We start from the raw sequence: 25,128 nt of genomic DNA, 5'->3' as shown, positions 1-25,128 counted from the left end.
TCGCAAGAGCTTCACTTTCAATGCCGTTTATCCAGTTTTCAAGGAACAAGTTTGAAGGTGTATGAACCTTCAAAACTGAACCCAAAACGTCAATGCCTTCGTCAGTTGTCATCCTTAGAAAGGAGGTGATCCAGCCGCACCTTCCGATACGGCTACCTTGTTACGACTTCACCCCAATCATCTGTCCCACCTTCGGCGGCTGGCTCCCGGAAGGGTTACCTCACCGACTTCGGGTGTTACAGACTCTCGTGGTGTGACGGGCGGTGTGTACAAGGCCCGGGAACGTATTCACCGCGGCATGCTGATCCGCGATTACTAGCGATTCCGGCTTCATGCAGGCGAGTTGCAGCCTGCAATCCGAACTGAGAGCGGCTTTTTGGGATTCGCTCCCCCTCGCGGGTTCGCAGCCCTTTGTACCGCCCATTGTAGCACGTGTGTAGCCCAGGTCATAAGGGGCATGATGATTTGACGTCATCCCCACCTTCCTCCGTATTTGTACGGCAGTCTCCTTAGAGTGCCCAACCGAATGATGGCAACTAAGGACAAGGGTTGCGCTCGTTGCGGGACTTAACCCAACATCTCACGACACGAGCTGACGACAACCATGCACCACCTGTCACCGCTGTCCCCGAAGGGAAGGCCATGTCTCCATGGCGGTCAGCGGGATGTCAAGACCTGGTAAGGTTCTTCGCGTTGCTTCGAATTAAACCACATGCTCCACCGCTTGTGCGGGCCCCCGTCAATTCCTTTGAGTTTCAGTCTTGCGACCGTACTCCCCAGGCGGAGTGCTTAATGCGTTAGCTGCAGCACTAAGGGGCAAGCCCCCTAACACCTAGCACTCATCGTTTACGGCGTGGACTACCAGGGTATCTAATCCTGTTTGCTCCCCACGCTTTCGCGCCTCAGCGTCAGTTACAGGCCAGGAAGCCGCCTTCGCCACTGGTGTTCCTCCATATCTCTACGCATTTCACCGCTACACATGGAATTCCGCTTCCCTCTCCTGCACTCAAGTCTCCCAGTTTCCAATGACCCTCCCCGGTTGAGCCGGGGGCTTTCACATCAGACTTAAGAGACCGCCTGCGCGCGCTTTACGCCCAATAATTCCGGACAACGCTCGCCACCTACGTATTACCGCGGCTGCTGGCACGTAGTTAGCCGTGGCTTTCTCGTAAGGTACCGTCAGGGTGCGGTCAGTTACTACCGCACTTGTTCTTCCCTTACAACAGAGCTTTACGATCCGAAGACCTTCTTCGCTCACGCGGCGTTGCTCCATCAGGCTTTCGCCCATTGTGGAAGATTCCCTACTGCTGCCTCCCGTAGGAGTCTGGGCCGTGTCTCAGTCCCAGTGTGGCCGATCACCCTCTCAGGTCGGCTACGCATCGTCGCCTTGGTAGGCCGTTACCCCACCAACCAGCTAATGCGCCGCGGGCCCATCCTATAGCGGTAGCAGAACCACCTTTCAACACCGGAGCATGCGCTCCGCTGTGTTATCCGGTATTAGCACGCGTTTCCGCGAGTTATCCCGGTCTATAGGGCAGGTTACCCACGTGTTACTCACCCGTCCGCCGCTAACCTCATAAAAAGCAAGCTTCCTATGAGGTCCGCTCGACTTGCATGTATTAGGCACGCCGCCAGCGTTCGTCCTGAGCCAGGATCAAACTCTCCAAAAAGAATTTGATTTCGCTCAAATTGTTTGTCCGAATCCGGTCCGCCGACGGGGCCGGCAAACCGGAATTGTTTCTGGCATCAACGCTTTGGTGTTCAGTTTTCAAGGTTCATTTAGTAAATTTGTAGTGACATTGAAATATTATATCACGTTTTTTTTTTATTTCAAGTATTTTTTTGCTTGTTTTTTAGCGAGCTTTTATATTTTAACTGATTTGCTTTATTAGTGTCAATACTTTTTAACTTTTTTATTTCTCAAAGGGAAATTTATTATAACAAGTGAAATGAGAAGATGCAATAATTGTTGAACATTTTATTGTAATAAAGTTAATACTGCAATGCACAATACACCCGGAAATCCTAAAATTGTAATAGTGAGAGCCGAAAAAAAGTTCACCGGAATGACAATATCAAAGCCGTCAAATGTAATGTGGGCCAAATATAAAAAAGCAAACGAACATGCAAGCCGAAACCAGAAAATCGCCAATTTCTCAATAATAATCCCATAATCCAGCTTTTTTCCTGTAATAAGGAAAACAATGAGTAGCACGCATATAGCACCCAGACCCAAATATGTACCCATCCAATCTCCTTCCGAATTCACGTACATTGGAAACATATGCTATTACGGCTACTCTTAGTATTATTTTCACAAAAACAATAATTTTACATCTCATTTTATTAAAACTGCATTTTCAAGTTGAACCGCATCCCCAATGCTCCTTTTATTTGTCATGACGCAGCATTATTCTTCGGATGCGCGCTTCTTTGAACAGATAAAAATGAAGACTTTCTGCAATTTTGCTTTGGGCAATGATATCCAAATTATAATCTTCCGTCAATTCTTCCAGCTGTTTTGCGTAATTCCAATCATCTTTTGTTTCTTGCATCAAACGCATTAATTGTTCATCAAATTCTTTTTTTAATTTTCCTTTTCGACTGAATAAGCCCACCTTATATTTCACGCCGCCCTTCCAAAGCTTTTGATAACGTCACTTCATCAGCATATTCCAGGTCGCCACCTACCGGCAGTCCATGGGCGAGGCGTGTTGTCCGGATTCCCGAGGGCTTTACAAGACGTGAAATATACATCGCTGTCGCTTCCCCTTCAATCGTTGGATTCGTCGCCAAAATAATTTCTTTGACCCTCTCATCTTGTAATCGGTTGATTAATGAAGCTACATTAATATCTTCAGGACCGATTCCGTCCATCGGCGAGATGGCTCCGTGCAATACATGATATAAACCATGGTAATCCTTCATTTTTTCCATGGCGATCACGTCTTTTGGATCCTGTACAACACAAATCGTTGAAACATCCCTGGTTTGATCGGTACAAATATGGCAAGGATCCACATCAGTTATATGCCCGCATATGGAGCAATATGTCAAATCCCTCTTTGCATCCACTAACGCTTTCGCAAAGGATAATACCTCATCTTCCTTCATGGTTAAAACGAAAAATGCCAGTCGAGCCGCAGTTTTCGGACCGATGCCTGGCAATTTCATAAAGCTATCAATGAGCTTTGATATCGGTTCAGGATAATACATTTAAATTGACCTCCTAGAACGGAAGGTTTAATCCTTGAGTGAATTTGCCCATTGTTGCAGCAGTTTCTTCTTCCACTTTCTTCAATGCTTCATTAATTGCAACGATAATTAAATCTTGAAGCATTTCCACGTCTTCCGGATCCACTACGGAAGGATCGATGCTGATATCCAAAACTTTGCGTTCCCCGTTGACTGTCGCTTTTACCATTCCGCCTCCAGCAGTTCCTTCAAATTCTTTTGCATTTAATTCTTCTTGAGCTTGAAGCATTTCTTTTTGCATTTTTTGCATTTTTTTCAGCATGCTCTGCATATTACCCATTCCACGCATTCTAAAACGTCCTCCTTTATTGGCATTCTTTAAGTTATGCTGAAAATCATCAATCTTCCACTACTTCCACAAAATCTTTTCCAAACATTTTTTCCGCTTCTTTCACAATCGGGTCTTCCGACTCCATATCTTTCATGTCGTCAATATATGGCGCTTCGGAAACATTTTCCTGAACCTTGTTCTCCGCATTATTAGCTTTTTTAAGATTTAATCCGCTCTCGCGGATAAAATTTTCACGTAAAACGGTCCATTGCCGTTCCGGAATGCACAAAATTTCATACATATTTCCAGTTTGTTGAAAAAGCGCTTGGGAAAAGGCAGTAGTGAGATCTCTGTTTTCAGCAACCATTTGACAATGTATATCATACTTGAATTTTATCACAAATGCACTAGAAGATGCTGCAACTGGTTCGGCTTCCGCAAAAAGCGCCGATTGCGATTTTTGAAGCTGGTTTAAGGCAGGGAACCAGGCGTTTTTCACCTGGATGATATCTTGTTTCGTAGCGTGCTTTAACACTTCTTTGATTCTTCCCTCGGGCGCTTTATATCCATTGACAATTTTTGTTCTTGGGCGGATCTCTTCTTTGGCCGGCATATTTGCCTGGGAAACCGCCGCACCGCTTTCAATTTGCGTTTTTAATTGAAGGACCAATTTCTCCAATTGGGCTACTTTATCAAGTAATGCGGAATCCGCTTGCACCGCGCCTTTTGCACCCGAATTTGAAATTTGGGTCATTTTCAATAAAGCGGTTTCCAAATACACTTTTGTATGATGAGAAAACCTCATATCTTGTTGGGTTTTGGAAAGGATATCAATACATTTGTAAAGGGTATCGGATGAAAATTCCCGGGATAACTCCGCAAATTTTTCTTCAGGTGTAATCAGTTCCAACAGTTCCTCCAAATTCCCGCTCGTTTGCAGCAATAACAAATCCCGGAAAAATGTAATCAGGTCTTCCGACAAACGGAGCGGATCCTTCCCTTCCGCTATCAAATCTTCCAATAAAGAAAGTACATGGGCGATATCCTTTTCTTTTAAAGCGGACACTAAATCATAAAACACATCTTGGCTCACGGAACCGCTTACCAGCAAAGCGTTTTCAAGCGTCAGCTTCTCCCCGCTGAAGGATACGATTTGATCCAATAAACTTAACGCATCACGCATCCCGCCGTTTGCCGCTTGCGCAATGACTTTTAGCGCCTGTTCTTCGTAAGGCAGTTGAATATCCTCCAACACCAATTTCATCCGTTCCACAATATCATTGGAAGAAAGGCGTTTAAAATCAAAGCGCTGGCAGCGTGAAATGATGGTAGCCGGCAATTTGTGCGGTTCAGTGGTTGCCAAAATAAACACCGCATGGGCTGGCGGTTCTTCCAATGTTTTCAGCAAAGCATTGAAAGCGCTCGTAGAAAGCATATGCACTTCGTCGATAATATACACTTTATAGCGGGCATTTACTGGAGCAAATCTTACTTTTTCAATGATGTCGCGGATTTCTTCAACGCGGGAATTGGAGGCGGCGTCGAATTCAATCACATCCGGGTGTGAACCTTCCGTGATGCTTCGGCAAGTGGGACATTCATTGCAAGGCTCGTTCGTCGGCGCCTTTTCGCAATTTAATGCTTTAGCAAAAATTTTGGCTGTACTTGTTTTTCCTGTGCCCCGCGGGCCGGAAAACAAATATGCGTGGGTTGTTTTATTTGCCAGGAGAGCATTTTGAAGCGTTCTTTTTACGTGGGTTTGACCGGACATTTCGCGAAAGCTTTGCGGCCTGTAAACGCGATAAAATGCTTGATATGTCAACGATTTCCTCTCCTTTTTGCTTACGACGTTCTCGTAGCTACATTATACCACTTCTCAGCGTTTAAAAAACAATTATAAAACGATGGAAGATGGCGCCACCAGCATGACGCCGCCTCCGCTAATCCCTTCTTTCATCATACATGCGAAAAGAAAATTATCTCTTCCTCATTCCTTTTAAAATTCGTTCCACATTTGTTTCTTCCTCTGCAACTTTCGTTGCAACAACTTTCCTTGGTTTTCCGATTTGTTTAATAAAGGTCCATCCAAATCGCCGAATCGTTATATCAATAAAGAACAACAATAAACCAACAAGGATCAGAAAAGTAGAGATGCTTTGGCGGGCAGTCCCTTGTTCCTTAAATGCACGAAAAGCTTCCTGCGGCTCTTTAATAATCTTGCCTCCTGTTTTTTCGGCAATTTCTTTCAGCAAATCCTCATTTGGCGGCTGCAGTTCATATTCCGCGCTATACGGGACCGTTAATCCCGCCTGAAACACATCATCGTCTTTTGAGATTCTGAAGAACACCAGACCTGGCTTGGCGTCAACGATTGCCCGTATTTTGCCTGCGGAAACGGGTTCCAGTTGGACATCCAATTCATTCCCGGCTTCATCTACTACAGCAACGTCTAGAAAAGCCGCCTGATTAGCGGGATCGGTGATGATAAATGTTCCATCCCCATCCATCCGGATGTCATAAGCGATTTCGTTATATGCAGGCAGCAATCTGGAAACGGCTGTATGCCAAAAATCACCCCACCGGTTCCACCTCGCCCAATCCCCGGTCCAGGCTCCTGTGGAATCGGATGTAAAGGCTATCGTCCGCCCCAGTCCATATTGCCATTCTGCAAGCACCGGATCTTCTTTTTCGCTTTCCGCAATCACATGGGCGACCGTTTTTGCGGTTGTTGCAATGTAAGCATTCATCTGCGGAACGCCTTCTTCAAACAAATGATTCCAGCCTTCTGCATGATGGATAACCGGATAAAAAGGATTGTCTTCAATATAAGTCCGGGACATCATCGCCGTTTCTCGGGTCAAAATTGATGGAATCGAGGTTTCATCTACTACATCATAAAACCTTCCACTCCCAAGTTCGCTTAAATATTCTAATAAATTCCGATCCGCGTCATCCCCGATGGCAACGGTCGACAACGTAATCAAATTTTCTTTTCCGCCTTCAATAAGAGCTTCATAACTTCCGGTCGAATATGACTGGCCATCGGTTAATAAAATGATATGTTTCCGCTGCAATTTCAGAGGGCTCAAATTTTTATAGGCCAAGGAAAGGGCCGGATAAATTTCGGTTCCCCCGCCTGGCGGTATGGACATGATGGTTTCGACCACAGATTTTTTATTTTTGATCGGCCCTGTTCCAACAAGTTCCCACGGCTGATCGTCAAATGCAATCAATCCAAACGTATCTTCCTCCCGGAGCAGCTCAACGGAACGCGCTGCGGCCTCTTTGGCCAATTCCATTTTCATACCGGTCATACTGCCTGAACGGTCAAGCACGATAATAAGCCCCAAGGACGGTATTTGTTGTTTCCCTTGCACTTTCATTTCAACGGGCAGTAACCGTTCAATGGGCGTTTTAAAATAACCTCCCAGGCCAAAACTGTTTTCTCCCCCGACCATCATAAAGCCGACGCCGAAATTTTTTACTGCCTGCTCGATGACACCCATTTTCGCTTCCCCGACAAGATGACCAGAGACATTGTCAAAAATGATGGCATCATACTTCAGGATATTGGATAAAGAGCTGGGCAATTCTTCGGCAGCCACCTCTTCAAACTGAATGGCAGACGGATTCAATATTTTCGCGATGGCAGAACCCTTTCCTTGATTAGTGACAATCAATAACCTTGGAGTGCTCCGGATATTCGTCATGCTCGTCAATTTATTATTTTCTAATACGGCATCTTCATCCGTTTGAATCACTGCTTCATACTTCACTAATCCCTCTTGGCTTCCTTTATGACGATGGGTGAAAACATTTTTTCCTTGCTGCAGCTGAACTTCTTCCCTCATAATCAGCTGATCGTTTTCATATATGAGCAGCTCGCCTAATGTATCTTTGGTTGATTCAATTTCCGTCACCAATTGCTGTTCTTCTCCCTGATACGCCACTTTTGGGGTCGTAAAGCTCCGAATGGAGACGTCATGTTCAATATTTCTTCCAATCGGAACCACATCTACGGAAATTTTTGAACCGGCCATTTTCGCAATGCTTTCCAATGCTTCACCTTTTGTTTGCCGTCCGTCAGTTAGAAGAACGATGCGCGCTGCTTTGTCTTTATCAACGATGCCCGATGCCAATTGCAAAGCTTGTTCGATATCGGTCTCATCCACCCCGCGGATATCGCTTAAGGTTGAAGCATGTTCCAACGTCCTTGACAAAATCGCCTCTGTTTGAAAATTTGAGGCAAAGGAATAAATCCCCACCGAATGGTGTTCCTTCTTCGCTTTCAAACTTTCTTCAATGAACTTCAAAGCTTCATCTTCAGTGCCTTCCACTGAAGCCGAACGGTCAATAAGGAACAATACCTGTTCATCCTTTACCGGCAATAATACATAAGGGGAGGCGAGGGCAAATACGAGCGTGGCAGCCGCGATCATCCGAAGAATGAAAACCGTTTTATGTTCTTTTTTCAAGGAAGCCCGATGTTTTCGCCATGTCCAAATAAAATACCCCAAGAGCGGAATGGCTAATAGCAGGAATATTGGATAATCAATTCGCAAATCCACGTCTTCTCTGCACCTCCCACTCAATGACAAGCAACAATAAAATGATGAGCACAATCCATTTCGCCAAGGATTCATTCCTTACCTCTTCCTGTCCGCCCAACACTCTTCCCAGCTCAAAGCTGGTACCATCCTGAATCGTCCGTTCCTTCTGCGGCAATTGGACAATAAACGGTTTTTCTTCTTCTTCGGAGCGGACTACATAAAACCCGGGCTTTGCCGGCGCCCGGAACTCATGGGGTTGTTCGAAGGAAGAAATATAATCCCCATCCGGCGTGTAAATGGACCAATCCTCCGGAACCAGGGCAACAGCCCGTCGTTCATTTGGAGTGAAAATTCCCAATGAAGTTTTCCCTTCCATCAGCTCATTTTGGACGCTCCACAAAAACAAAGGAAAGGAAGGGTCAAGCGGCCAATCGGTCAATTGGATGTCCGTCAGAATGATGATATCTCCTTTCGGCGACCGTTGAATCAACGGCTTGCCGTCCACCTTTGCGATGGTTTTGAAATTTTCGAAAGGCGGGTAAACGGCGCTGACATACACATCTTCCAACGAACTGAATGAGAACAATTCATCTTCCGACACTTCCACTTTCCCGCTGACTTCACTTTCCGTTTCATCATTCCGTCCAATTAACACAATCGGTTCCTTCCGTTCAAGAAGTTCTGTCCGGTTTGTCACGACAATGGTATCCTTCAAGGATTTCAATTGCCCATCCGGAACAATTTTCACATCAAGCCCTAACGATTGAAAGCCGATTTGCACCAGTTTATGCATATCTTGTCCCACCGCGATTTGGTAAGGATCGCTTCCGACCATCGTTACCATGGAATTGTCCTCTTCATAATCGTCGTTTACTTGAATCATTGCAATGAGCGCATCTCTTTCCGGCAAAGCTTCAAATGTATAGGCCGCTTCTTCTTTGGACTTTAAAGTAATCGTCTTTTCCAACAATTCTTCCCCATTTTGATCGGAAAAAGAAAGGCGGACCGTTTGATTGGTTTCCGTTTCATTTTTTAATTGCAGCAAAGCAACCGTCTCTCCGTTTGCATTGGTTGCCGCAAAACGGGTGATTGCCACGTTTTTTAGTCCGGATTCCGCACCTTTTACAATCCATTTCACATGGTCGCTTTCGACCGGCAAATCTGAACGGGAAACCGCATCTGTGAATAAATAGATGGTCGTCGGCAAATCACCTACAAAAGCATTCGCCATTTCAATGGCTTTTGGTAATTGTTCTTCCTCATATGTGACTTCCAACTCATCGATGGCTTTTTCGATTCTTTTTACATTGGTTTCCTGACGCAGAATTGCTTTCGGTTCGTTTCCCGTAGTAATAATGGTCAAGGGCCTTTCCCCGATTGCATTGACAAGGGAAAGCATTTCTTTGCGGTGCTTTTCAAAGGTGGATTGTTCTTTTCCGGCAAGCATGGTGGCGGATGTATCCACGATCCATATCACTTGTTCCCCGCTGATTTCCTTCGTCTTTGTATAAGGGTTTATCAATGCGAGCACAAAAAGAAGCAGCGCCAACATTTGCAAATAAAACAGCGCATTCCTTTGCAAATGTTTTAAGTAAGGTGATACATTGGTTTCTTGCATGATTTGTTCCCAAAAAAGAGTGGATGAAACTTGTTGTTCCTTATATTTCTTTCGAAAAAAGTAATATAAAAGAACTATAATTGGAAAGATGATGGTCCATAAAAAAGTCAATTGACTAAACCCCAATGCAAATCACCTCACTGTATCCACCGATTCTTTAGAAGATGATGGAAAACCGCCCGTTCAATCCCATCATCAGCCACCAATTGGATCGTTTTAATGCCGAAGCGGCTGCAGATGGCGTGGAAAGCCTTTTCGTGCTGCTCGCGCCCCTTTTGATAGTCTTCCAGCACTTTATTTGACATCGAAACATTCAATTCTTCGTCACTTTCCACATCAATCAGCCGGATGTCTCCTGTATAGGGCGGATGCAATTCTTCTTCCGTCACGATTTGAATGCAGCGGACATCGCCCGAAAAATGGGGCAGCTTGCGGAAAAAATGTTCCCATTCCCCCAAAGGTTCCAAACCATCCGTCACTACAAACAGAACGGTGCAGTCTTTTGGCAAAGCTTTTATTCCGTTCCTTGCAAAACTTCCTTTAAAAGAGGCATCCGGCATGTTTGCCACCATTTGCAAAAAGGCTTTCCGATAGGCCGCCCCTTTTTTTCTAAAGATAATTTCTTCCTCCAAAGCGGAAAAAGAAAGCCGGTCGTCCCTGTTTAACACCATGAATCCCAAGGCACTGGCAATTTGCCTTGCAAACAGCCACTTCTTCTCTTCCCCCATCGAACGGGAAGAATCCAGCAAAATATGCACTCTCATTTCTTGTTCATCCAAAAACCGCTTAATAAAATATTTTTCCGTCCTTGCGTAGACATTCCAGTCCACTTGACGCACATCGTCACCCATGGCATATTCCCGATAGTCGGAAAAATCCAGGGAAGAGCCGAAGCGGTGGGAACGGTGGGAGCCTTTGTGCTGACCCCTCAATTTCGAAGATGTGGCCACCGACAAGCGCACCAATTTTGAAATGAAATCTTCCGTTAAAATGAATGAATTCATGATAAAGCACCCTGGGGAACATGATTTAAAATTTCTTCTATTAATTCATCCGTTGTTCTTCCCGTTGCTTCCCCTTCATAGTTCAAAAGCAGCCGGTGGCGCAATGCCGGTTTTGCCACAGCTTTAATATCCGCAAGGGCCACATGGAATCTTCCGTTATATACCGCGCGGGCTTTGGCCAATTTGATGATGCTTTGGAATCCCCTCGGTCCGCTTCCGTACAAGACATATTGCTTCACAAAAGAAGGAGCATTGTCCTCTTTTGGATTGGTTGCCACCACCAAATCCGCCGCATATTCCAACATTTCATCAGCCACCAATACTTCCTTGACCATTTGCTGCGCAGCCATTAAGCGCTCTGCATCCATCACTTTTTCCAACTGAACGGTTTGCGCTCCCGTTGTCCGTTTGACAATTTCAATTAACTCCTCTTTGCTTGGATAGGGAACAAGTATTTTGCATAAAAAACGGTCCATTTGCGCTTCCGGCAAAGGGTACGTTCCTTCCATCTCGATCGGGTTTTGGGTCGCTAACACGAAAAACGGTTTCGCCATGGGTTTCGAATCACCCAAAATGGTCACCGTTCTTTCACCCATCGCCTCCAATAAAGCGCTCTGCGTTTTCGGTGTGGCGCGGTTAATTTCATCGGCCAACACCATTTGACTGAAAATCGGGCCCGGCTGAAACTCAAATTGCTGTCTTCCGCTTTCTGTCCTCTGGATGATATTCGTCCCCGTAATATCAGCGGGCATCAAATCCGGCGTAAATTGGATGCGGGAAAAAGATAAATCCAAAACCCTTGAAATGGTCCGGATCAGCATCGTCTTCCCCATCCCCGGCAATCCTTCAAGCAGCGCATGGCCATCCGCCAAAATGGAGAACAGGGTATATTCGATCGCCTCTTCCTGGCCGACTATGAATTTTCCAATTTCCTCCCTTACCCGCTGCAATTGTTCAGCCATTTCCACATATTGCTGTTCACTATACAAACGAATTCCCCCTATTGTTCAGACTGTAACGATGAAAAATATGATTCCACTACATTTTGCAAATCTCTCGGCAGTTGCATTCGTTTGGCGCTTTGCATATATCTCTCTTCATAAGCTCCTATCACTTCTTCGTAGCTTCGAACGGTTCCCTTTGTTACCGGTACCTGCCCTTTTTGTTCGCCTGCCGGATTTCCTTGCCCCAACGGACCGCCATCCACGGTAGGTGGACGTCTCTCGCCCAACCGTTCAGAAGGAATTGAGAGAAGAGTGCGCCCTCCCGATCCCTTTCCTGCACCGCCGCCAGCAGAAGACCCGCTTCCCGAGCCTTGCCCGCCTGTTCCCGAACCGCTTCCTTGGCCCTGGCCGGTTCCGGAACCGGTATTCCATTGGCCTTGGTTATTTCCTGATCCGGTGCTTCCCTGACCTTGATTATTCGATCCGGTGTTTCCTTGGCCCTGGTTATTCCCCGAACCGGTACTTCCCTGGCCTTGCTGACCATTATTTTGCTGATTATTATTCCCTTGGTTTGTATTGGAATTTCCTGTTTGATGATTGGACGTACTCCCGTTCTTCGAGCCGGTTTGGGCATCCTCCATCATTTTGCCGATGGTGTTTTGCAACTCGAAACTGAGAGGCGCTCCAAGTTTGCTTATGGCTTTCTGGGTGCTTAATGCATGCTGGGCCAGAGAACTTTGCACTTCCGCAAGATCTTTCAGCTTCTGCAGTTCCCCTTCCGTCAATCCTGACCCATCCGCGTTTTCAGCAAGCCTTTTTTCTTGCAGTTTTTGTTCCTGCAATTTCAATTCTTTCTGCTTTTTCACCACTTCCCGGAGAGCCTGTTCGGGGGTTTCCGCTTCTTTCAACCTTCCAAGCAGCTCTTTCAATTCCTTTTTTACATCTTCGGATTCGGCTTTTCTTTCTAATTTCGCCACTTCCTTTTTGATATCCCTGATGACTTCCTGTTCCTTTTCAACCACTTGCGCTTCCTGCTGCGTTTCAGAAGGGAAAATCCATAAAGCGGCCGTGATGATCGAAACAATCAAAATACCAAATAAAGCCTTTGGACGCCAATATTGTTTCGTGCGGCGTTTAAAACGTTCAAAAGCCTTTTCCGATTCCTTTACCGCTTTGTCCATAATCGAATCGGCCAATGGATGTTCATTTTCTTTGAAAGATAAAGCCGTTACCAGTTCGTTAAATGGGTAAAAATCATCCAATCTCCGCAATGCTTCCTTTGTTCGGACGCGCTTCCACCACATATAAACGGCCGTTGCAACAATCGTGGCACAGGCAACAGCCAAGGCGATTTCGTCATAATAGGCGAAAACAAAAAATCGGGAAACGAACAGGATCGCCAAAGTGAACACCAATGAAAGAAAAACGCCGTATTGCAATAAAGGCAGCATTTTCTCCGCATTTAAACTCCGTTTTGCCCGATTTATATATTTCATTAAGTATTTTTGACGATCCATCGTTCCCACCCCTAACGGTTCGTTTTCATATTTGCCCGCAATTTGCGGATTGCAATGGTTAAACTTAATGCCGTAATCAGCACGTAAAAGATTAAATAAATAATCCAATTCGGAAAACTGATGCCGACGGATTCCGTCAGCGCACTCTTGATATCAGGGCTGAGCAATGTAACAATTAATACCCCCGGGTTAATGCTCGCCCAAAAATAGGTGATCGGCGAAAATGGTGCTGTATTAGGATTTTGCGCTATGAACAACTGTTCTAAAGATAAACCGATGAAATAAAAGAATAAGGTAATAAATCCTAAAAAGACCATTGTGCCGTAAGTCGCAATCATCGAAACAATCGTTCTTTTCGTAAGGGTGGAAATCATGATTCCTATGCTCCCAATGGCGATCAACGTCACCAGATAATAGAAGAACATGGTGATGAATTGCCATGGAGACACCCCTCCGAATAAAAATACAATGCTATAAAGCGGAAGTCCGGCAATGAGCATTAAAATAAGGAATGCCACCGACGACAACAGCTTTCCGACGATGATTTGCGCAGAGGTTTGGGTTGTCGTCAGCAAAATATTTAATGTTTGTTTCTCGCGCTCCGTACTGATGGACCCGGCAGTAAGCGCCGGCGCCATGAACATGACAAGGCCCATTTGCAAAACAGAAATAACGGAAAACATCATAAAACTTTCGCTCGGTTTGAAAAATCCCGTCAATGAAAATTCGGTGAATACAAGCAAAAAGCCTGATACAAAAATAATTAACACCGATAAATAAAACATTAAGCCGGAGAAGCTTTTAAAGGTGCGGAAACGCAATTTCAGTTCTTTCAACAATACAGGATTAAAGATGATCCCCTTCATTTTGTATCCGCTCCTTTCGTAATGGCCATATACACATCTTCCAAATCTTTTTCCTCTTCCATAAACGCATAAATGGAAAGTCCCGCTGTAATGGCTTTTCGCAATAATTGCATTTGTTCCTCTTTTGACCCTTTATAAATGAATGTTATTTCTCCGTGTCCTTCCATCACCTCAATGGATGATACAAACGGATCTTCTTCCAAAAACTTCACCGTTTTTTCAACCTCATTTAAAACTTTCACGGTAATATGCCGATCACCTTGCAATTGGGCCTGAATCGCTTCAACATTTCCTTGGGTGATCAACTTCCCTTTGTCGATGACGCCGATTTCATCACACATTTCCGCAAGCTCAGGCAAAATATGGGATGAAATTAAAATCGTTTTTCCCATAGCTTTCAGATGCTTGATGATTTCCCGCATCTCCACCCTTGCGCGCGGGTCCAGACCGGAAGCCGGTTCGTCCAGAATCAGCACTTTCGGATCATGGATCAGGCATCGGGCCAAACATAGCCGCTGCTTCATCCCCCGGGATAACAAATCCACATACTCATATCGTTTATCTGACAAATTAACGAGTTCCAACAGTTGCGGAATCAACACTTTCCGTTCTCTTTCCGGAATTCCGTAGCAAGCTCCGTAAAAATCCAAATATTCATCTGTTTTCAGCTGGTCATATACACCGAAAAAGTCAGGCATGTAGCCAATGATTCTCCGCACTTCCTGCGGTTCTTTCACAACACTTTTTCCGTCTATGAAGGCATCCCCTGAGGTTGGCGCAAGAAGGGTGGCAAGAATGGAAAAAGCCGTCGTTTTTCCTGCCCCATTGGCACCGACAAAGCCGAAAACAATTCCTTCCCCTACTGTCATATTCAAACCGTCAAGGGCTTTAAAATCGCCAAACTTCTTCGTAAGATTTTGGATTTCAATCATTCTTTCGCCACCCCCTTGATTTCTAACGCAGGTAAATGGATTTGCACATCCTGATCTCCGCCGACTTTTAATAACATTTTGATTTCCCGGTTTTCGGAAATATAGTGTTGAAGATTTTCTTTGATGGCCCATTCCCGATCCTGAATTTCTTCATAAGTGCTTGTCGAAAAATTCCATATGGACATTGTTAAATTGTTCTTTTCACGATTTCGGATTTTGATTTCCTTTAATTGGTATTTCTCGTTCAATAATTCTTCCGGAACAACAATTTGGAATTCATAATCACCCGGGCTCATCAAATATTCATTCGATAGTTCGTCGGTCAACTCGGCATATCCGTCATCCACTGGATATACCCACATTTCCATCATGCTATCATTGACTTTGAACTCCCCTTTAATTTCCATTTTCGGCTGGAATTCTTGAAGAATCACCGAAATCGGATTTACTTCCGCATTTCCGTCCAATTGGATGCCGACGAGGGGATCTTCCACCCAACCGATTAACACCGGATGATTTTCATCGATTAAATATACAGATTGATATTTTAGTTGTTCAATTCTTTTTGGAATCAGCTCTTCCACATTTCTCGGCTCATCCCAATAAGTGGCATATGCAACCGGTTTTAACAGAATGGAACTGTTCAGTTTTTTATTAATTTTTACCGTTTCATTGGGCTGAATGTCCCCTATTTTGATCTCTTGAGATCCGGACCAAATCGTTGCATCTTTAACCGCAAACGGGAAATTGTTTTTTACTGTTCCGTGAATTCTGGACTCAGTCACTGTCAAATCGATATCAAAATTTCCCGCATCCGGAATCGTTGTTTCCCCAATGATTGATTGTACAGACCAATAATTCAAATTTCGCAAATGGATGCTGGACCCGTCTCCGTGTTTTTTGATATAGGATTTTTCATGCAATCTCCCTGAAACGCCAAAATCATTGTCTCTTGTTGCATAGCCGGAAGTATGTTCATCCATTGTAAACACAAAATCCCCGTTCCGATTCGTTAAAATGGATTCCACATAATAACCTGACAAGTTATTTCCATTCACTTTATAAAAAGCGGATTGATTGATTTGCGACTGCAAAATGCGTTCTTTTGCCCCGATCAAAAATATCGCCAAAGTCAATACAATGGAAATAACAGGAATTAACCACCATGCATGCTCCCGCTTATCTAATTTTTTCAATAAAAGATATAAGATCGGCCCGACAAGGAACATATAGAGAATAATCGTAATCAGAACAATGAATGTGTTGACTTTAAAAGACGGAAATAATTCGTTGAAACTTCCAAGCTCATAAGATAAAGAGTCTAAATAATTCCCTCTGCTCCATTTCGAAAAAGTTGTTTGCAGCTGCAGCATTTCGTTTAATAATTTTCCATATCCGTCCATTGTAGACAGCGGTTGGTCGCCCAGCGAAAATGTTGTTTGAATGATTTTCCCTTGTCCCAAATCCATGGATGAAGCAAGTAAAGTATCCCCGTCTGCCAGGATTCTTTGGCTGCCTTCGCGTTCAGTCGCCCGGAACACTTCAATGCCTTCCGTAAATATGCCGCCTTTTGATAAGACATTCAACGCCTCTTGCGTGACGATGGTTTTCTCGCTGGTCAGATTCAAAGGAAGGTGGCTGCTAAATATCCCCATGGAACGTTCTACTTGCTCTGACGCTCCAACGAGAAGGGTTCCCCCTTTTTCAACCCATTCAAATAAAGCTTCCTGTGTTTTTTTCGGTAAATCCGCTATACTCAATTCATCCACTATAAATAAATCCGCCATGGCAAAACCTTTGTAGTCTTCCGGGAATTCATATCCGGGAAGTTGGTTCAGATGAAAAATTTCAATATTTTCATTTTGAAGATACTGCTTCAAACGCAATAAGGCCGCCAAACGGTCGCTGTTTTCTGTATACGTGAAAATGAAAATGGAATCGTCAGCTAAAAAATGACGGAAACGCGGCTTCTTATCTCCTGTAAAATCGACTACTTTCCCTTTTTCAATGCCGCCTTCATAAAAGGTAAAAAGACTTTCATTCTGGGAACTATATAAATAATCATCTGAAAAACCATCTACATAAATCGTTAATGTTTTCGTTTCACCTTCCGCGAGGTCCAACGGATAAACCAGTGCAGATCCCGCTGCAAACGTGACGGATGCATCAATCACCAAATCGCCGGAAAAGGCGCTCCCGTTATTCGTAATCGTCAATTTTAAAGGCAACGGTTCGTACAGTTTAATGGTATTGTTTACACCGACCTCGGCTTTTACGTCCAATTGCGGTGCAGCACGTGCCGTTTCAATTTGAACAAAGAAGCTGAAAAAAAACATCAAGATGAAAATCAGTATGTTTCTATACACACGTTCACATCTCCTTTTCTTTTCATTCTTTATAGATTAGTACGTTTATTCAAGCATATAGTTGCGGAAATTATAAATTAATTAGAAAATATTAAATCTTTATTAAGAGTTTGTTCGATTGTATGGAGCAAGATTCCTTTGAATAGCAATAAAAAAAGGCTGCAGAAACCCAACTTTAAGGTCTCTGCAACCTTTTCATTCCTGTATTTAAAAGCCGGATCGGCAAATCATCATAATAGAAGCCGTGCACCTTTTCTCGACTGCAGCACATAGGTGCTACTCTTGTCGCCAGCTCGGGTCAGGCTGCCCCACGGCACATGGGTGAAACCACTTAATGCTGCTTCCTTCCGGACCTGACATGGTTCGTGGCTACCCATTGCGCGGGACCCAACCGTCAACGCTACGTGCAAGAGGCAAACCCTACATGCATACAGCCTCAAAAAGGACTTCAGTCTCGCTGGAGCGGATTGCGAGTTACAGGGCACCGCTACCTCCCCACCTAGCACGGCATAAATAAGTATACCCCATGTAAACGGGAAATTGCAATGTTTTGTTCTGGCGATTCTTCAAATTGCAACAAGTACAACCTTTCTTATCCTTTATTTGAATTATTTTTCGTTGATATTAATTTATTGACATATTGAAAATACCATGATATATTTTTTGCTGTCGAAATGGAGGAATACCCAAGTCTGGCTGAAGGGATCGGTCTTGAAAACCGACAGGCGGGTCACACCCGCGCGGGGGTTCAAATCCCTCTTCCTCCACCATACATAAGAAATTCCAACCACTACTGCTTCAGTAGTGGTTTTTTATTTTATCAAATTTTTTTATTTTCTACCTGCTTTAGATTAGAATAATGAAAGAACTATTCTTTGCAGAGGGTCTATAATGGAACAAAAAAATTCATCGATCGAAATGATGCATTATTGATCTTTATCGTTGCGATCATCACAGCGGTTGCCAGCGAAGTGAAAGTAATCCCTTTTGAAGGGGCCCCTTTCCGGTTTGGATTGGGTACCGTCATGTTTTTTTTGGCAGCATTAATCAGCCCTTTGCCTTTGATTTATGCGGGATTTGCCACCGGAATGGTCATCGCGCTTTTTCGAACAATGCTGGATGTGTTCATTTATGAGAGCGCTTTTACCAGTTCACTGATTTCCCACCTGCCGGCGGGTCTTTTTTACATCTTGTTTGCGCTCGGCTTACACATGATCAAACTCGAGAAGTTTAAATCGAAACCTTTTTTATTGGCAAGTTGGGTAACCATTATTGAATTTGCAAGCAACTCTATTGAACAATTAACCACTTCCTTTTTTATAACCAACATACCCATAACCATTAAGGAAGTTTTATTGCTTCTGCTCGTTGCCGTACTAAGAAGTTTCTTTGTTGTTGGGATTTACAGTTCCATCACGGTAAAGGAACAGAAAAGGCAAGTGCAGCAGTTGTTAAACTTCATTTCCACCCTTTATGTGGAAGCTTTATATTTAAAAAAATCGATGAATGAAATCGAGAAAATCACGGCAGAGAGCTATAGCTTGTATGATGAATTAAAAAATATCGACCTTACGTTAAGCATGAAAGCCCTTAATATTGCCCAAGAAATTCACGAGGTTAAGAAAGATGAACAAAGAATTTATGCCGGATTATCAAAGATTCTAAACATGGAACCATTGGATGCCTATTTCATTTCCGAATTGCTCCAATTTGTAAAAGAAGCAAATGAAAAATACAGTGAAATGTTAAACAAACAGATTGACTTCATGATTTCCTATAATGAAGATTTCCGAACCAATGAGCATATCCCTTTGCTTGCCCTTATCAACAATTTAGTCGCCAATGCCGTGGAGGCGATTGAAGAAAAAGGGGTCATTCATATTTCGATTAATACCGGGGAAGATGATGTAATCATTTCAGTGGAAGATACAGGCGTGGGAATTCCGGAGAATTTGATTCCTGTCATATTCGATGCAGGATTTACGACAAAATACAATCGTGAAGGGGTGCCTTCGACAGGCATCGGTTTATCTCATGTTCAAGCAATCGTTGAGAAACTCAATGGAACCATCCATGTTGAAAGCGATCAAACAACCAAATTTACCATTCATATTCCAATTCAACATTTGCAAAAAGGAGACGTGCCATGAGGTACTTTATAGTGGATGACGATCGGGCAAGCCGTGCGATGTTGGCTCAAATTATTGAAGAAAGCCAACTTGGAACCGTCATTGGCGAAGCTTCGAATGGAGAAGAAGCAATTCCTCAAGTTCTAATGTTGCAGCCGGACTTTGTGCTCATTGATTTATTAATGCCCAAACTGGATGGATTATCAACGATTGAACGACTGCGGGAAAATCATTATGACGGAAAATTCATCATGATTTCCCAAGTAATCAATAAAGAAATGGTGGCCCAGGCTTATGAAAAAGGCATTGAGTTTTTTATCCATAAGCCGATCAATAAAGTGGAAGTGGAGATGGTACTAAGAAAAACGGAGGAACAATACCGGCTAAAAACCTCCATTTCAGTTATACGCGAATCCCTCTCCAATATCGAATCACCGGCCATCCAGCATTCAAAGAAATCTCCCCGCGACCATGTATTAAGCATCTTGAATGATATGGGAATCGTTGGGGAAGTGGGAAGCGAAGATATAACAAAGATCATTGAATTATTGATGATGGACAAGCAAAGAAACACTCCCCTGCCCCCATTAAAAGAATTGTATGAACGCGTTGCTAAACTGACAAAAAACACCCCTGATGAAATCATAAAGGAAAGCAAATCAATCGAACAACGCATTCGCCGCACCATCTTGGCAGCGATGATCAACCTGGCGAACCTGGGTTTAGTAGATTATACAAACTCAGAATTTGAATATTATGCCCCGCGCTATTTTGAATTTACGGAAATCCGGAAACTGATGAGCCAAATTAAGAACAATGAAGAAAGAAAAGTGAAAATAAATATCAAAAAATTCATCCAGGTGTTGTTTGCAGATATTATCAATAAAGTTAATTAAAAAAATTTTTATAGGATTTTGTCGGATTTTGTAAGTGGCTAATTAATATAAACTTGCTTATTTTTTTATTTAAACAAGGGGTGAGTTTTTTGAGAAAGAAATTTAAACTGAGTTTAGCTTCGCAAATTTTGATTGCGCTAGTATTGGGGATTGTTGTAGGGGCTATTTTTTATGGAAATCCAAACGTCGAAACTTATTTAAAACCGCTTGGTACCATCTTTTTAAACTTGATTAAGATGATTGTTATACCAATCATCATTTCGACGTTAATTGTCGGTGTTGCTGGAACAGGGGATTTGAAACAACTCGGCCGCCTTGGCGGGAAAACATTGATCTATTTTGAAATCATCACGACGATTGCCATCATCCTTGGTTTGCTTGTCACAAACATATTCAGACCAGGTGACGGCATCGACATGAATCAATTGGAACAAACGGATATTTCCTCCTATGTGGAAACGACGGAAAAAGTGGAACATGAAGGAGGCTTTATCGATACAATCGTCGGAATTGTGCCGACAAACATTATTGATTCCATGGCACAAGGCGATATGTTGTCCGTAATCTTCTTCTCCGTATTATTCGGTTTAGGAGTTGCAGCAATCGGTGAACGCGGGAAACCGGTCCTTGCTTTTGCGCATGGGGTTGCGGACGCCATGTTCTGGGTAACAAACCTGGTGATGAAATTTGCTCCATTCGGGGTATTCGGCTTGATGGCTGTAACCGTTTCAAAATTTGGATTGGAATCATTGATTCCGCTTGGAAAATTAGTCGTCGTTGTTTATGGTGCGATGATTTTCTTCGTCATCGTCGTATTGGGCATTACGGCCAAAATCGTCAACGTGAATATTTTCCAAGTGATTAAAGTTCTAAAGGACGAGCTGATTTTGGCTTACTCCACATCTAGCTCCGAAACGGTATTGCCTCGCATTATGCAAAAAATGGAACGCTTTGGTTGTCCAAAGGATATTACATCCTTTGTGATTCCAACAGGCTATTCATTTAACCTGGACGGTTCCACATTATATCAATCCATCGCGGCGATCTTTATTGCACAATTGTACGGCATCGATTTATCCATTGCTGAACAAGTGACATTAGTGCTTGTGTTAATGGTAACTTCAAAAGGAATTGCCGGCGTGCCTGGTGTATCCTTCGTCGTATTGTTGGCAACATTGGGATCTGTCGGAATTCCATTGGAAGGACTGGCTTTCATTGCAGGAATCGACCGTATCCTGGACATGGCCCGTACTGCGGTCAACGTAGTCGGAAACTCCCTGGCAGCGATCGTCATGTCAAAATGGGAACACCGATTTGATGAAAGCCAAATGAATGAATATGTGACTGATTTAGCAAAATAAAAATAGAAAAGAAAAGGGGGCCTTCAGGCAAGGCTCCTTTTCTATGTAAACGTTTTAAAATTTTCTATAACCAAGGATAAATTCCTGTAATTAGTTGGGCTGGATAGAAAGAGGAAAACTTTTTATCCAGCTTTTTATATATTATTTGGCCAAAGCTTTTTCAAGATATTTGCGGATTGACTCTTCTCCATTTGCGAGAGCTTCTTTTTCTCTCGCCTCATCTTTTGCCAATTTTTCTTCGGCCTTTTTCAAAATTTCTTCTTCTTCGCCTTGCGGAATTACGACGACTCCATCCACATCCCCCACAATAAAGTCTCCCGGTTGGACGCTTACGCCGCCAATGGCTATCGGAACATTCACTTTTCCGCCGCCATGTTTATTTCCGCTTGCCACTGTTGTTCCCAAAGCAAAGATCGGGAAATCCAGTTCACGCATTGCGGCGATATCACGGATGACACCATTTACTACAAATCCTTGAATTCCCAGTCCCTTTGCCAGCGAAGCGACAAAATCCCCGGCTACTGCCCGGTTCGTATTTCCTTTTGCATCAATGACGATGATATCGCCTTTTTGGGCAATGCTGATGGCTTCAAGCACGGCTTTGTTTTCTCCGTCAGGCAATCGTACCGTTACAGCCCGGCCTGCAATTTTATAATGATCGCTTAACGGCTTAATTTTTGCATCTAAATTTGTATGTCCCCCCGTTGCATCGGAAATGGCTGTCGTTGGTATCGCTAAAAATTTCTCGATTAAATTTGACATATCAACATAACCCCTTTGAATTTCCTTAATATTTTAACAATTCTATATTAAGGGATAAATATTCCGTTTTCCATAAATTTTTCAATTTCCTTCAAGAAATTCTCATAAACGAAGAAAAGGATTTATTTTTTATGAATCGCTTGCCCTCATCAGCGAATTTCTCGCCAAAGCAAGGATTGCCTTCTGAATCAGTTCGAACAAATCATGCTTCGGATAAAGTCCATACCGTGCAAGAAGTCCGTTCATCTTGTCAATCGGGTTTCCCGAAGCAATTTTCTCAAACAATTCCTTGCTAAAATGCCTGAATCCATGTCCGCTGATGCCCTCATGGCGCAAATCGATTAATCCGATGAGCCATTCTTGTGTGAAATCCTTTACCAATTCTTCATAATATTTATTCTTCGGATCTTCCTTTGATTTTTCCAATATAATTTTTAAATAACTGTAAAAGTGCCGGGATACCGGTTTTTCAAACTGCACACTTCTTTTTGCATTATGGCGCACCCAATAATAATTGTTATTATCCGCATCCCATCCCATTGCATATAATAACGATTCTTCGGCTAACCGGTAATAAAGCACAATAAAATCTATCAGTTCTTCCGTTTTATATACTTGCTTGCAATAATTCTGCAAAAAGTAGATAAACGGCCGCTGTTTGCTATATACCAGCCCCTTCATCATATGGACGAATTCCAATTCTTCTTTGTCATGATCAATCTTTTTGAGCACCTTTTGCAATAAATTGAAATAGAAGAGTTCATTATGGGAATCGATGAATTTCGCATCTCCATTGAGCAGATGCTCCCCGAACCGGATCAAATGGAAAAGGTCCTGGTTGTCCGTATGGTTTTTTAATATTAATTCAGCAATTTTATATTTATTTAAATAAATTAAGTGGTGCACCAATTGATATAATTCTTCGCTCTCGCTCTTCCAATGAATATCGGAGTTTCTCCATAGCTCGTGCTTCATTCTTATTTCTGTTTTTAACGGGAAATGGGTCATGCAAAAATGAATTGCCGCTTGCGTCAAAACATGTCCATTTTTCTCAACGATGATCCGGATTTTTTTTGCCTTCATGGCAAGATTTTCTAGAAACTCCTCCAAATCATCAACCAGTTGTTGAAGGGTTTCCCCCTTCAGCCGAACATTTTCAACATTTGCGATCGGTTCCGTCTCCATTGAACTGTGCAGGGCGATTAATCCTTCCTCAAAAAATCCATCTTTCCACAATTGCTCAATACTTATTGAATCCTTCTCCTGGGGAAGAATCCACACCGTTTTAATCAACTTTTACATCCCCTTCCCTTGCCGCGCTGATCATCAATTCAATCAAATATTTATTCATCTCTTCCAAATTATCATCCAATGCCCCTCCCAAATCCCGGAGCATGATGCGCGTATCCCCTAAAAACCGTTCGGCAGCCTGGGGGATTTTAATATTTCTTGAACCGTAATATTCATAAAGAATGGCATTTTTCGAAATCGGTTTACGGTTATGGCCGATAAAGCTCTTATTTCGAACGTTCAGCGCGTTGGCCACATTGGAACTTTTAATGTAAAAATACACACCAAAAAAACGGTTGATTTTTCCTTCCTCATAAAGTTCCTCTATTTGGTCGATAAATTGGTATATTGACGAAACCCTTGGAAGCTGAATCTCTTCATCGGAACCATATTTGACAATATATTTTAATACGGCCTCCCTCGCCCGGTAAAACCGGGTCAAAAAAGAGGGATAGTTTTCTTTTAAAAGCAATGCTTTAATATGGCGATAAAGCTCCAGAATCTGCTCCAATTCTTTCTTCTGTTCCCCCATCTCCCCATTTAAATGTTGAAGGATGATTTCCGTTCCCAACATTCGCAAGTTGGATGCGGGATGAATTTTTTTTGCTTCCCGGAACTTTTCATAGGCCTCTTCAAAGTTGAAATTTTCCCTTAAATGCTGGACCTCTAACAGAAGCTTTATAAATTGCGTTTTTTTATTTTTTTCAAGTCCTTCGACTAATTTCAAAGCGCCCGCGTAATTGTAATCATGGATTAAATGTTGATATAATTGAAGCCATGATTTTTTATAGGGGGAATCGTAAAATTGCTGCCGTAAAACCTCTCCCGTTGCTTGATCTTGCAACATCAAGCAAAAACGGTCCGCAAAGGTTTTGATTCCTCCTATGAGTACCGCCTGTTGCAGCAGGGATTGCCCCCCGCATGATACCAGCACCATTTCATCAAAAGGCTCCTCGTTGCAAATTCTGTGAATCACCTGATTCACTTCTATGAGGATATCATCGAACCAATTCCCCTTTTTCCTGACAACGGGAATCAATTCCACTTCCTTGTGGATTTTCATCTGCAGCTTATTTTCCCATTGTGTTTCAAGCTCCAATAATCTCCTCACAGAAAAAGGCTGGTGCAAATAAACCCAAACATAGACTTTTTTTACTTCCTCATGATGTTGCAGGACGAAATTGTGAAGTTGTTGCATCGATTGTTTAATATCCTTGCGATTCAAATCATCTATTTGTTTAACTTCATTTGGCAGCACCCACTGCAATAACCAGCTCATCGCTATTCCCTCACTCCCTGCACTTTCCGTAATTAAAATATCTCATAATAAGATCGGATTTTTCAAAACAAAACGGTTTTGTTTTGAA

At 43.1% G+C, this 25,128-nt stretch carries 19 protein-coding genes, 1 tRNA gene, 1 rRNA gene and 1 other RNA gene; 4 read left to right on the top strand and 18 right to left on the bottom strand.

The window, feature by feature from the left end; translation table 11 throughout:
* Window positions 1-118: 118 nt before the first annotated feature.
* The 15 genes from NST62_RS14135 to ffs form a co-directional block, all read right to left on the bottom strand.
* Window positions 119-1,670: ribosomal RNA gene (locus tag NST62_RS14135) — 16S ribosomal RNA — on the bottom strand.
* Between the two features lie 308 nt (window positions 1,671-1,978).
* The gene (locus NST62_RS14130; protein ID WP_181733295.1) at window positions 1,979-2,248 is read right to left on the bottom strand and encodes a pro-sigmaK processing inhibitor BofA family protein; all 270 of its coding nucleotides are present in this window, start codon (window positions 2,246-2,248) and stop codon (window positions 1,979-1,981) included.
* 142 nt (window positions 2,249-2,390) lie between these two features.
* Window positions 2,391-2,630 carry a YaaL family protein gene (locus NST62_RS14125; protein WP_141603154.1) on the bottom strand — a complete coding sequence of 80 codons (240 nt, stop codon included), beginning with the start codon at window positions 2,628-2,630 and terminating at the stop codon, window positions 2,391-2,393.
* Entirely contained in the window at window positions 2,620-3,216 is a 597-nt protein-coding gene (gene recR, locus NST62_RS14120) for a recombination mediator RecR (protein WP_141603153.1), read from the bottom strand. The genes NST62_RS14125 and recR overlap by 11 nt, the downstream gene beginning before the upstream one ends.
* 13 nt (window positions 3,217-3,229) lie before the next feature.
* On the bottom strand, window positions 3,230-3,544 hold the full coding sequence (locus NST62_RS14115; RefSeq protein WP_141603152.1) for a YbaB/EbfC family nucleoid-associated protein: 315 nt from the start codon (window positions 3,542-3,544) through the stop codon (window positions 3,230-3,232).
* Between the two features lie 49 nt (window positions 3,545-3,593).
* Window positions 3,594-5,348, bottom strand: a complete 1,755-nt coding sequence (gene dnaX, locus NST62_RS14110; protein ID WP_141603151.1) for a DNA polymerase III subunit gamma/tau — start codon at window positions 5,346-5,348, stop codon at window positions 3,594-3,596.
* Between the two features lie 154 nt (window positions 5,349-5,502).
* Entirely contained in the window at window positions 5,503-8,094 is a 2,592-nt protein-coding gene (locus NST62_RS14105) for a VWA domain-containing protein (protein WP_342462993.1), read from the bottom strand.
* The gene (locus NST62_RS14100) at window positions 8,078-9,805 is read right to left on the bottom strand and encodes a BatA and WFA domain-containing protein (RefSeq protein ID WP_246045892.1); all 1,728 of its coding nucleotides are present in this window, start codon (window positions 9,803-9,805) and stop codon (window positions 8,078-8,080) included. Before NST62_RS14100 ends, NST62_RS14105 begins: the two co-directional genes overlap by 17 nt.
* A gap of 26 nt (window positions 9,806-9,831) precedes the next feature.
* A complete protein-coding gene (locus NST62_RS14095; RefSeq protein WP_141603148.1) occupies window positions 9,832-10,701 on the bottom strand; it encodes a DUF58 domain-containing protein in 870 nt (289 codons plus the stop codon).
* Window positions 10,695-11,660, bottom strand: a complete 966-nt coding sequence (locus NST62_RS14090) for a MoxR family ATPase (RefSeq protein ID WP_141603157.1) — start codon at window positions 11,658-11,660, stop codon at window positions 10,695-10,697. The genes NST62_RS14095 and NST62_RS14090 overlap by 7 nt, the downstream gene beginning before the upstream one ends.
* A gap of 38 nt (window positions 11,661-11,698) precedes the next feature.
* Complete coding sequence (locus NST62_RS14085) at window positions 11,699-13,159, bottom strand: hypothetical protein (protein WP_141603147.1); 1,461 nt, start codon at window positions 13,157-13,159, stop codon at window positions 11,699-11,701.
* An 11-nt stretch (window positions 13,160-13,170) separates the two neighbouring features.
* Complete coding sequence (locus NST62_RS14080; protein WP_141603146.1) at window positions 13,171-14,025, bottom strand: ABC transporter permease; 855 nt, start codon at window positions 14,023-14,025, stop codon at window positions 13,171-13,173.
* Entirely contained in the window at window positions 14,022-14,957 is a 936-nt protein-coding gene (locus NST62_RS14075; RefSeq protein WP_328219822.1) for an ABC transporter ATP-binding protein, read from the bottom strand. The genes NST62_RS14080 and NST62_RS14075 overlap by 4 nt, the downstream gene beginning before the upstream one ends.
* Window positions 14,954-17,323: a hypothetical protein gene (locus NST62_RS14070; protein ID WP_328219823.1), complete on the bottom strand. Its 2,370-nt coding sequence runs from the start codon at window positions 17,321-17,323 to the stop codon at window positions 14,954-14,956. Before NST62_RS14070 ends, NST62_RS14075 begins: the two co-directional genes overlap by 4 nt.
* A 242-nt stretch (window positions 17,324-17,565) precedes the next feature.
* Window positions 17,566-17,831, bottom strand: an RNA gene (ffs, locus tag NST62_RS14065) — signal recognition particle sRNA large type.
* A 168-nt stretch (window positions 17,832-17,999) separates the two neighbouring features.
* On the opposite strand from ffs, the gene NST62_RS14060 reads away from it, so the two are divergent.
* The 4 genes from NST62_RS14060 to gltP all read left to right on the top strand — a co-directional run bounded on the left by NST62_RS14060 (window position 18,000) and on the right by gltP (window position 21,709).
* Window positions 18,000-18,093: transfer RNA gene (locus tag NST62_RS14060), tRNA-Ser, on the top strand.
* 105 nt (window positions 18,094-18,198) lie between these two features.
* Window positions 18,199-19,473, top strand: a complete 1,275-nt coding sequence (locus NST62_RS14055) for an ATP-binding protein (protein ID WP_342462992.1) — start codon at window positions 18,199-18,201, stop codon at window positions 19,471-19,473.
* Window positions 19,470-20,348, top strand: a complete 879-nt coding sequence (locus tag NST62_RS14050; RefSeq protein WP_342462991.1) for a response regulator — start codon at window positions 19,470-19,472, stop codon at window positions 20,346-20,348. The genes NST62_RS14055 and NST62_RS14050 overlap by 4 nt, the downstream gene beginning before the upstream one ends.
* A gap of 89 nt (window positions 20,349-20,437) precedes the next feature.
* Window positions 20,438-21,709 carry a glutamate/aspartate:proton symporter GltP gene (gene gltP, locus NST62_RS14045; RefSeq protein ID WP_141603141.1) on the top strand — a complete coding sequence of 424 codons (1,272 nt, stop codon included), beginning with the start codon at window positions 20,438-20,440 and terminating at the stop codon, window positions 21,707-21,709.
* A 141-nt stretch (window positions 21,710-21,850) separates the two neighbouring features.
* Here the strand turns inward: gltP and NST62_RS14040 are convergent, their stop codons facing one another.
* The 3 genes from NST62_RS14040 to NST62_RS14030 form a co-directional block, all read right to left on the bottom strand.
* Window positions 21,851-22,471, bottom strand: coding sequence for an RraA family protein (locus NST62_RS14040; protein ID WP_141603140.1), 621 nt, complete (start codon window positions 22,469-22,471; stop codon window positions 21,851-21,853).
* 129 nt (window positions 22,472-22,600) lie between these two features.
* Window positions 22,601-23,764 carry a hypothetical protein gene (locus tag NST62_RS14035; RefSeq protein WP_141603139.1) on the bottom strand — a complete coding sequence of 388 codons (1,164 nt, stop codon included), beginning with the start codon at window positions 23,762-23,764 and terminating at the stop codon, window positions 22,601-22,603.
* The gene (locus NST62_RS14030; RefSeq protein WP_342462990.1) at window positions 23,757-25,040 is read right to left on the bottom strand and encodes a hypothetical protein; all 1,284 of its coding nucleotides are present in this window, start codon (window positions 25,038-25,040) and stop codon (window positions 23,757-23,759) included. Before NST62_RS14030 ends, NST62_RS14035 begins: the two co-directional genes overlap by 8 nt.
* Window positions 25,041-25,128 lie beyond the last annotated feature (88 nt).

Source organism: Ureibacillus sp. FSL K6-8385 (assembly GCF_038593155.1).
Classification (GTDB): domain Bacteria; phylum Bacillota; class Bacilli; order Bacillales_A; family Planococcaceae; genus Ureibacillus; species Ureibacillus terrenus.
The sequence above is the reverse complement of the archived record's forward strand: the minus strand, read 5'-3'. Positions and strand labels throughout refer to the sequence as shown.